Origin of the sequence: Sphingomonas sp. PAMC 26621, from assembly GCF_000251145.1 — a bacterium.
Classification (GTDB): domain Bacteria; phylum Pseudomonadota; class Alphaproteobacteria; order Sphingomonadales; family Sphingomonadaceae; genus Sphingomonas.
In genome coordinates this window covers 1-8,480 of sequence record NZ_AIDW01000032.1, presented here as the reverse complement: position 1 = coordinate 8,480, position 8,480 = coordinate 1, and the positions used below count along the sequence as shown (strand labels likewise).

The window sequence follows — 8,480 nt, the reverse complement described above, 5'->3', positions numbered from 1 at the left end:
CGAGCGTGGCTCCACGATCGTCACCTCCAACCTGCCGTTCGAGGACTGGACCCAGGTGCTGGGCAGCGAGCGGCTCACCGGTGCGCTGCTCGACCGGCTCACCCATCACGTCAGCATCCTGACCATGAACGGCGACAGCTATCGGCTGAAGCAGTCGGCCGGGCGTCGGCGCTCTGCCGCCAGGGCGGAGCAAAAACAGGCCACCGAGATCATCGACCTCGAAACCGGCGAGATCACCACCGCCTGATCGACGACGACAACGATATGAAGATGGCCCCGATCGGGGCCATCTTCATATCGTCAGGACCGCATCAACAATGGCCTGCTTTTACTCCGCCCCGATGGCCTGGAATCCGACCGGCGTTGACATAGTTTCAATTTGAATACCCCGTCACGTCGTGTCTTCATTGGGGCTGGGGAGGAGGTGTCTGGCGGCGGTTTCGAACCGGAGGGCATCTCGGGTTTTTTTGTCGAAGTGCGGGAGCCCAATTATAGAGTTTTCGTCTCGCGCGACGGGCTGAAGATAAGTGTGAAGTTCGTCGCGGCCCCGGCTTCGAGAAACGAGGTCTCGCAATTGATACGGCTGTAATTGGGAGCGGCAGCTATCCACCAACTATCGCTGTCCCGGTTAGTGCCAACCTTCTCATTTTCGCGCGCGCGACGGATTTCGGGAAGCCGCTGACGTTCTCGCTTAACCATCGATTCCGAGAACGCCGATCTTTTCTCGCCTACCGTTCCCAATCGGGAAGGCTGATCGTTCAGCTTACCACGACGACCGCCCGCATCAGCGCGGTATCCCGGCCGGCTTGAATATCGGCAGTCCGGGCCGGCACAGTGATATCGGGCATGATTCCAGCATCCGGCTGCGGCGTCTCAGGCCAATAGGCGATCAGCGGCAGATCGACCTCGACGCCTGATGCCGGCAAGCCGACGAAGAAGAAAGCACCGCCATTAATGCCACGGCGGTTGCCGCCGGTCTGCTCGCCAACCAGCGTTCCCAGCCGCTGACGCTGCATGAGGTCTGCGAAGCCGAAGGTGGCCGAAGCGTTCTTCGGGCCGACGAGAACGGCGACCCTGCCGGCGAACCGGCGACCCTTGGGCTGGATAGTGTCGGTGTCGGACGCATCGCCGGGACGGGTCAGAGTGTAAAAGCCGGCCGCGTCAGGACCGATTGCCGAAGCTCCCCAATCCTTGAAGCTGCGATCCCAGGTTTTGAGGTAGGGGGCCAGCCGATCGGGTATCTTGCGGTAGCGTACATGGCGGGAATAGCTGTCGGCGGGCAGCGGCGCTTCGATCAGGCGGGCGATGATCGCCGCCCCGCAATCGAGCCCTCCCCCATTGTCACGCACGTCGATGACGATGCCCGAGAGCTGGCGATCTACCGCAGTGTCCAGACTGGCGTCGATGAAGCCCTGCCAATCCCATTTTTCATGGAAAACCGCCCAGGTCGGCATGGTCAGGATGCCGACCTGACCGCGCACCTCGAACGTCCAGCCATAGGGGGAATCCTTGGAGGGATGGCGCAACGCCGCGTCGCGCGCTGCGGCCGTCATCAAGGGGCAAGCGATCGTCTCGGCTTTGCCGGCGATCCGCACCACGACACGGGCCGAGGGGTCGGACGGTGGGAATAGCAGCGCCCGTAGCACGTCGAATGTCGGCTGATCGGCATCGCCGGGTATGCCGAGGTCGGCCACCTTGCGCGCATCGTTGCTGCCGTCCGTGCGGGCATAAGGGAACATCTTCGCCAGCATGTCGAGTGCGCTGATACCGTCGATCGCGACGACCTCGCTTCCGATCGGCAGATGATGCCCGCTGCCGAGATCGGCGGTGACGATCATGCGCCGGTCCAGCCATCTGAAGGCGAACGGTAAGCGATCGGGCTTGCCGAACAGCGCCGACGCGACGGCCGGAGTCTGGTTGGCGGGATTAGGAAAGCTGTGACCGCACTGGACGCTTGCGGTAAACGCCGACAGCGCCAGGTAGAAGTATCCCAGCGTGTGGGGCGTCGCGGCGAAGCGATCGAGGCGCTGGCGCTCGCGTTGGAAGTTCGCCGGGGTCAGATAGCGATAGAGGCCGGGATGCAGGCTGGCATAGGCGTCGCACAGGATGGCGATATCTGATCGCATCGCCGCGGGTGACAGCAGCGTATCGTTCGCCTTGGCGGGAGCGGACAGAAAGGCGGTTGCGACCAGGCCCGACGCTCCCGTCAGAAGGTGCCGGCGATCCAGATGTATCATGGTCTTGCTCCGAGCGGATGTGCCCCGAGCCGATGCCGATGCCGGTCAGGTGGTGCGCTGCAAATCCGGGCGTTCCGCGTCATTTTTGTCGGTTGAGACGCGGCGATAGGCCGAGGGTGTGACGCCGAACCGCTCCTTGAAGACGCGGTTGAAGGTCGCCTTAGATCCGAAGCCGGCATCGATCGCGAGCGTCAGGATATCGCCATCGGCGCCGTCCCGCAGGCGCGCGGCGACATGCTCGACGCGCAGCCCGTTGATCGCTTCGGCGAACCCCAGCCCCAGCCCCTCGTTGAGGCCGCGGGACAGATAGGCGGTGTTGGTCCCCAGCCTGCGGGCCAGCTCGGCAAGATCGAGGTCCGGATCGCGCCACCATCCATGCGCTTTGATCCGGTCCATCCACCCGGCCGCGATCGGCCGCCAGTCGCGCTCGATCGGTTCCACGATCGGCTGCGGTCGGGCGTCCGCCTGCCGCCAGCCCTCGATCGCCAGATAATTGCCGACGACGGCCAGCACGACGTAGAAGCCGAACATATCGAAGTAAGAGAGCGGCGCGATCAACGCATCAGCGATCAGGTATCCCGTCCGCACCGTCACGATCGCGGCATAGGCGATCAGCACGGCCCGCACGCGCCTTGCCGCGGCGAGGTCGGATCGGCGCGCCACGAGCCAGCCTCGATGCCGGCGCAGCGCACGCAGGGCTGCAACGGCATATCCGACCATCGACGCGAGCAGCAGCGCCGCCAGGATCGGATCGAGCCAAGGGCGTTGAACCTCCCGGTCGAATGCTCCCCGCAGATCGAGCGGCAGGCAGAAGGCGATGGCTTGATAGGCGAACTGGGCCACGGGCAATGCGGCGTGCCAATGCGGTATCGGGCGATCGAAGATCAGGGCGTTCAGGTGCGCGTAGAGCAATGGCCCTATCGCCAGAGGAACGGCGAACGGCGCGAATGAAAGCCACGGCCATCGATCGTAGAAACCTGCATAGCCGATAGTGAACGGCGTCAGCACACCGCACAGGACGATCAGCAACGCTCCGAGAGAGCGTCGCGCCATCCCGCCCCGCCCGATGATGGCAGCCGCCAGCATCAACATCTGCGCCTCGAACAGACCGAGGATGAGGGACATAGGACCGATGCTCACATGACTATCAGCCTCGCTATATCAGCAACGTCAATGGGCGATCGGGCTGGTCATGCACGGGCGCTTGGAAGTTCCCGAAATATGATGTTGGACGGGTTTCGAGAATACTCGCGTTTTCTCGGAATCTGTAGATGTCAGCGCTAATTGGCACCCTCTGTCAGCGGTAAATGTCACGGCGCGACATGGCACAGGCGTTCTCGGAATCGATCGAATTCCGGGAATGACCGGATAGGAAGGAAAATAGAATAGCCGCTTTGGGGGGCACTTACGCATTCTCACCGTTAGACACACGATTTGATAACCAGTTTGTATGCATCAACGGCGGATGAGGGATTTTCTGCTCGCGATCTGGTTTACATGGCAGGCAGTAACGTCCCCGTTTTACCCGGATCCCGCCCTTAAGGTCAAAGAGGCTCAGCAATGGCTTAACGATCACGTGCGTGTCGGCGACCGACTTACTCCCCAAATGCTCAGGAATATGAAGAACGCTGGCTTCAAGACAGGCCGTATTTCGGCGGAAATGCAGCGAGATATTCTCAGGTCCAGCCCTTGGCGCGATTTGCCACTGGCCCATGTGTACTTTTGCGAAAAGACGATAGCGGCTCGGCCAGCGGTAAGCGTAACCGACGTCAGAGCGTGGATTGCTCTCGACGCGCGGAACAAGATCATTCACCGTGACATAGTAGCTCTTCGAACGGGGCTTTGATCTAGTTCGGAAATACGTTTCAAGAATTCTGTCTTTTACTTAAGACTGCAAATTGCAGTTTCAGCCGGTAGCGGTTGCTAGCAAAACCGCGCCGGTTATCCAAAAAACAGCCATTACTGCGGTTGTTAGGCGAGGTGACATTGGACGGTCGGGCTCGTCACCGTCGTTCATATGGTTGACCGTAAACGCCTCGCCGCTGCGGCCGATTGCGAACGTCAGTAAGTTGTAGATCACAGCCCAACCGTTGAATAGCATGAGCAATCCGGGAAATATCCATTCGGAAGTGATCGGTCCTCCATCCCCTAGAAGGACAATGCTCAAGGCTAGGCATCCGCTGATGATCGCTGATGCGCTTGCTCTCGTTTGGCGATCGATCATGTTCGATGCCGATAGACCGGGCGGGTTATTTCCGAGTTAAGTAGCAGCTGGACAACTCCGTGCCGCACCCGCTCATTCTCGAAAAGGAACGGCGATTGAGAAGGCCGGGACGTTCTCGATTAGGATCGAGAATTGGGAAACCTCATGATCGTCAAGGTTGGTGGCTCACAGCGAACCCAGTGGCAGCATTAGCGAATTAGTAGCACCTCATCGGCCACTACCTATTCAATGGCAGGGCAAGGTCACATCAAATGCTAAGCTATCGCACCTTTGTCGCCGCTGCATTGGCATTCGCAGTCGGTGCGTGCGGCACCGCATCTTCCGAAACGCCCAACAGTTCCAAGCCTGCGCACTGCATTGCGGCGTTCAATTATGGCAGGCAATTGGCACTAGCTGGCCCTAGTCCAAAGCTATCTCTCGCAGTTCAATCGACGGCCCGAGCCTTGTTTGAAGGTAAGCAGATGGAAGCAAACGGGACATTTGCCACCGGCGAGAAGGAAGGAGCCGCCCTTCTCAAAGATCATGGGCATGATCCGGACATCATGATGCCTTTGTTGCTTGAATGCTCAAAGAGGCAGGACGCTGATCCGGCGTATCGGGCAATGAACGACAATGGGCAGCTAATGGCGGCAGCCCGAAAGACTGATCCAGCCTGCCGTTCCGATGCGGCGTGCCTTAACGCTACGAAATAGGCTGAATCAACCTCTTCACCCGTTCCCGATTAGGAACGGTCGGCAAAAAGGCGCGGCGTTCTCGGAATCGATCCTATTTCGAGAAAGCAGCCTTTGGACAAGCGGCTATGGTTTGCCCTTAAGGCGAAAGCCATGCAGCCAATCCGATCGTCTCGATCGGAATGGCTAGAACTGGGGTCTCAGCCGCGTCGATTCAAAGCCGTAAGCTGCGCGGATGACCCGTCCTCGAACATAATGGTGAGCCCGTTTCCATCGATGGACCAAGTGCGTGCGGCTTCGATTGCGGTCCAGAACCGCTCGCCGATGGCTTGAGCATCCAGATTGCCGCATTTGGCGGTTGTCGTAATACCGGCACTGTTCCCATCCTGTTGAACGACCCTTGTCTTTTGCCAAGTTGCCCCTCCCATTGGAGCTTGGCCGAAGAGATGCTGTTGCAGGCCAACGTCCCGAACACAGTATGATCGGGATTGAGGCGCAAAGTTGCTGCGTACCGCGCGCGCTTCTCTACTGGCTGGCCCTGTATAACTGTCAACTCCCAGACTTGGGCAGGACTACCGATCCAGACCACGGACGGCGTTTCCGGAAGCGATGTGCAGCCTGCAAGCATTACCGTGATGAGTAGCGCTTGTTTCACCTAGTCGGCTCCAATCGTCACCTTACACACAACCACGTACCACATGTTTATGACCGATGATGGACGATAGCGGCCGATCCAGTTTTTCCATAAACGATTCTATCGGGGAAAGCGCTGACCCTCTCGATTGCCGTACCCAATCGTGAAGGCGCAATTGTAGAATTTCCGTTGATTGCTACGAGGGAGGCATGATCCTCCCGAAACGCATTGTAGGAATCCGTTCACGTCGGGATAGAAGGACGGCAAGCCTTTTACTTGTTATCGTCGCGAGTCTATGCGGCTGCTCGACCCCGCAGGGCAACGATAGTCCAATGATCGCAACCGTTACGACGGATCGCCCATTAGGAGGGGAGGCAGCATTTATCGGGAAGCTACGCTTCCATGACGGATGCCTTGTCGCAGTGACGGATGGAAAGATAGCTACACCGATTTTTAATCGTGGTGTCGTCTTACAGCCTAGCGGGCGCGCCATCTACGATCCGCATTCGAATGTGCGGGTGCCAATCAATGCTAGCTTTTCTGCCGCAGCGGCGTGGCTACGCGATGGCGGCACAGGCTGGCCGATTGCTGATATAGAAGGCATCTATGGCGCACACGTCCCGGAACGGTGTCCTGCTGAGACGATCGTCAAGCTGCACGACTTTCGTCTTTTGGCAGCCCGTTGACGCTTTCCCATTTTTCGATCGGCCTTCGGGAATGGCGGGAGTGATCGCAACCCGAGATTAACGGAATTGATTTAAGGAGCGCAGAACGGAGTAATGTATGAATTTATCCAGCTTAGGCAGTTCGATCGCCACTCCCCTTTCTCGATATAGCGCTGCATCCTCAGATCGTGCTGCGACGGCAAAGCAGGCCGGTGAGAGTGCTACTGCGGGCACCCGCTCCACCCTGAAAACGGGTAGTGACCAAGTCCAACTATCGGCAGAAGCCATAACGGCCTCGGACGCGCAAGCGTCGCCTCTTACCACTGCACAATCGGCACGAGCGAAAGTTAATGCTGACTACGTCAAGGCCAAAGTAGAAGGCACCCAGATCGTCGCCGACATCGCCAACGGCGGTCGCTTTCTCAATCTGACGTCGCTTAACGACGAGGAACTGGCGTCAGTAGCCAAGGGCGACGGATTTACGGACAACGAGAGCCTTACGGCGAAAGTGGAACTCGGCGTTCGCTTGAAGGTGGCTCTTGGGCCATTCGACGGGAACCCGCGAGCAACCGCTGTTGCGATAAAGGCTATGTATCCAGCGCTAAGCCAGAGCGTGAAGGACGCGATGGGGTGGAACCAGTCGATGCTGGAGATGGGCGACCGGATCATCAACGATGCTGGCGGGGCGCCGAGACCGAGCGAGTTAGACAACCTTCTCGATCGTCTTCGTCAGACGCAGAAACAAAAAGGAGCGCTTCGCATCGATCTGTCCGTAGTACAGCCTGCCCCTCAAAGGCCGACTATCGACAGGCTGGCCTGAGCGCGACCGTCCCGATTGGGATGCCGATTTGGGAAAGGTTCTCATGCTGGACCAGCATCGGCTACATGCCTCGGCATGAGGGCACATCCAGCAAACCACATATCCAACCGCCTCCTAGCGTCGCTCCTGGCGCTCGCGGGATTCTTTGCCTGTCCAGTCGTTGTGTCTGCTCAAGATACCCCGCCGCCATTGGCTGATCGCGTCGTTGCGATCACCTTTGACGACCTTCCCTACGCAAGCGGAGCATCGGACAAGTCGGCGAAGGCGGCGATCAACGCGCAGCGCCGCATCGTCCAGGCACTGCGACGTGCCGATGTTCCGGCAACCGGTTTCGTCAACGAGGATAAGGTGGAGGCGCTTGGGCCTGCCGGGCCACGACTGCTTGCCGAGTGGAACAGGGGGCTGCTCGCGCTCGGCAACCACGGTTACAGCCATTTCGACAGCAACGACCTCGACGCTGGAAATATCGAGCGGGAGGTCGTGAAGGGGGAAGCTACCATCCGACCGATGGCCGCTTCGGCCGGTCGCGCTATCCCGTTCTTCCGTTTCCCATACAATCATATCGGCGACACTGAACCCAAGCGTGCCGCGATCGAAAGGCTCCTTGCCGATCATGGATACAGACTGGCCGCGTCGACCATCGACACGTCCGATTACCTCTTCAACAATGCTTATGAACGCGCCTTCGCCAAGCATGACCGGGCCATGATGCGCCGGATCGAGCGCGCCTATCTCGATCATAGCCGGGTCCAGATCGCCTATTATGGCGAATTGGGCCGAAAGGTTTTCGGACGCAAGGTGCCGGCGATCATGCTTCTGCACGCCAACAGGCTTAATGCCGCAACGATCCAACCGCTGCTCGGCTTGTTCCGTTCAGGCGGTTACAGGTTCGTATCGCTCACCGAGGCGCAAAGCGATCCGGCCTATTCCACGCCTGTCGCCGCGACAAAGTTCGGCCCTATGTGGGCGTATCGATGGGCGCGGGCGCAACAGGTGAAGGTCAATGGGCGGCTGGAACAGGAGCCACCCGCCTGGGTCGGCACATATGCCGACGAGACACCGTAAATGGCGGTTATGCTTCCCGATTAGGATCGCGTTTTGGGAACGCGACCGGCTTCCCAAAACCAGCAACGATGATGAAATTCGGGAAAAAATCGCTGCAGATCATCCACAGCAATCCGCCGATGCTGATGTCACAACCGTTCGACTGCGACACCCAATCAGATCAC

At 59.1% G+C, this 8,480-nt stretch carries 10 protein-coding genes; 6 read left to right on the top strand and 4 right to left on the bottom strand.

Going from position 1 to position 8,480, the window contains the following annotated elements; all coding sequences use genetic code 11:
• Together RI03_RS16360 and RI03_RS24760 are read left to right on the top strand one after the other, a co-directional pair.
• Nucleotides 1-247, top strand: a 247-nt coding sequence (locus tag RI03_RS16360; RefSeq protein WP_010218659.1) for an ATP-binding protein, incomplete at its 5' end; no start/stop codon positions are given.
• Nucleotides 248-379: 132 nt separating this feature from the next.
• Entirely contained in the window at nt 380-589 is a 210-nt protein-coding gene (locus RI03_RS24760; RefSeq protein ID WP_274517567.1) for a DUF6386 family protein, read from the top strand.
• 169 nt (nt 590-758) lie between these two features.
• Here RI03_RS24760 and RI03_RS16355 read toward each other — a convergent pair whose 3' ends face one another.
• The 4 genes from RI03_RS16355 to RI03_RS23670 all read right to left on the bottom strand — a co-directional run bounded on the left by RI03_RS16355 (nt 759) and on the right by RI03_RS23670 (nt 4,461).
• On the bottom strand, nt 759-2,237 hold the full coding sequence (locus tag RI03_RS16355; RefSeq protein ID WP_010218658.1) for a S41 family peptidase: 1,479 nt from the start codon (nt 2,235-2,237) through the stop codon (nt 759-761).
• Between the two features lie 45 nt (nt 2,238-2,282).
• Nucleotides 2,283-3,266: an AraC family transcriptional regulator gene (locus RI03_RS16350; protein ID WP_170318389.1), complete on the bottom strand. Its 984-nt coding sequence runs from the start codon at nt 3,264-3,266 to the stop codon at nt 2,283-2,285.
• Nucleotides 3,267-3,642: 376 nt separating this feature from the next.
• Nucleotides 3,643-4,050, bottom strand: a complete 408-nt coding sequence (locus RI03_RS23675) for a hypothetical protein (protein ID WP_138995701.1) — start codon at nt 4,048-4,050, stop codon at nt 3,643-3,645.
• Nucleotides 4,051-4,143: 93 nt separating this feature from the next.
• Nucleotides 4,144-4,461, bottom strand: coding sequence for a hypothetical protein (locus RI03_RS23670; protein WP_010218654.1), 318 nt, complete (start codon nt 4,459-4,461; stop codon nt 4,144-4,146).
• Nucleotides 4,462-4,712: 251 nt separating this feature from the next.
• Between RI03_RS23670 and RI03_RS23665 the strand changes: the two genes are divergently transcribed.
• From RI03_RS23665 to RI03_RS16330, 4 genes are all read left to right on the top strand, one after another.
• Complete coding sequence (locus RI03_RS23665) at nt 4,713-5,153, top strand: hypothetical protein (RefSeq protein WP_138995700.1); 441 nt, start codon at nt 4,713-4,715, stop codon at nt 5,151-5,153.
• Between the two features lie 945 nt (nt 5,154-6,098).
• A complete protein-coding gene (locus RI03_RS23655; protein ID WP_138995698.1) occupies nt 6,099-6,452 on the top strand; it encodes a hypothetical protein in 354 nt (117 codons plus the stop codon).
• A 97-nt stretch (nt 6,453-6,549) separates the two neighbouring features.
• Nucleotides 6,550-7,251, top strand: coding sequence for a hypothetical protein (locus RI03_RS16335; protein ID WP_010218653.1), 702 nt, complete (start codon nt 6,550-6,552; stop codon nt 7,249-7,251).
• A gap of 189 nt (nt 7,252-7,440) precedes the next feature.
• A complete protein-coding gene (locus tag RI03_RS16330) occupies nt 7,441-8,316 on the top strand; it encodes a polysaccharide deacetylase family protein (RefSeq protein WP_010218651.1) in 876 nt (291 codons plus the stop codon).
• Nucleotides 8,317-8,480 lie beyond the last annotated feature (164 nt).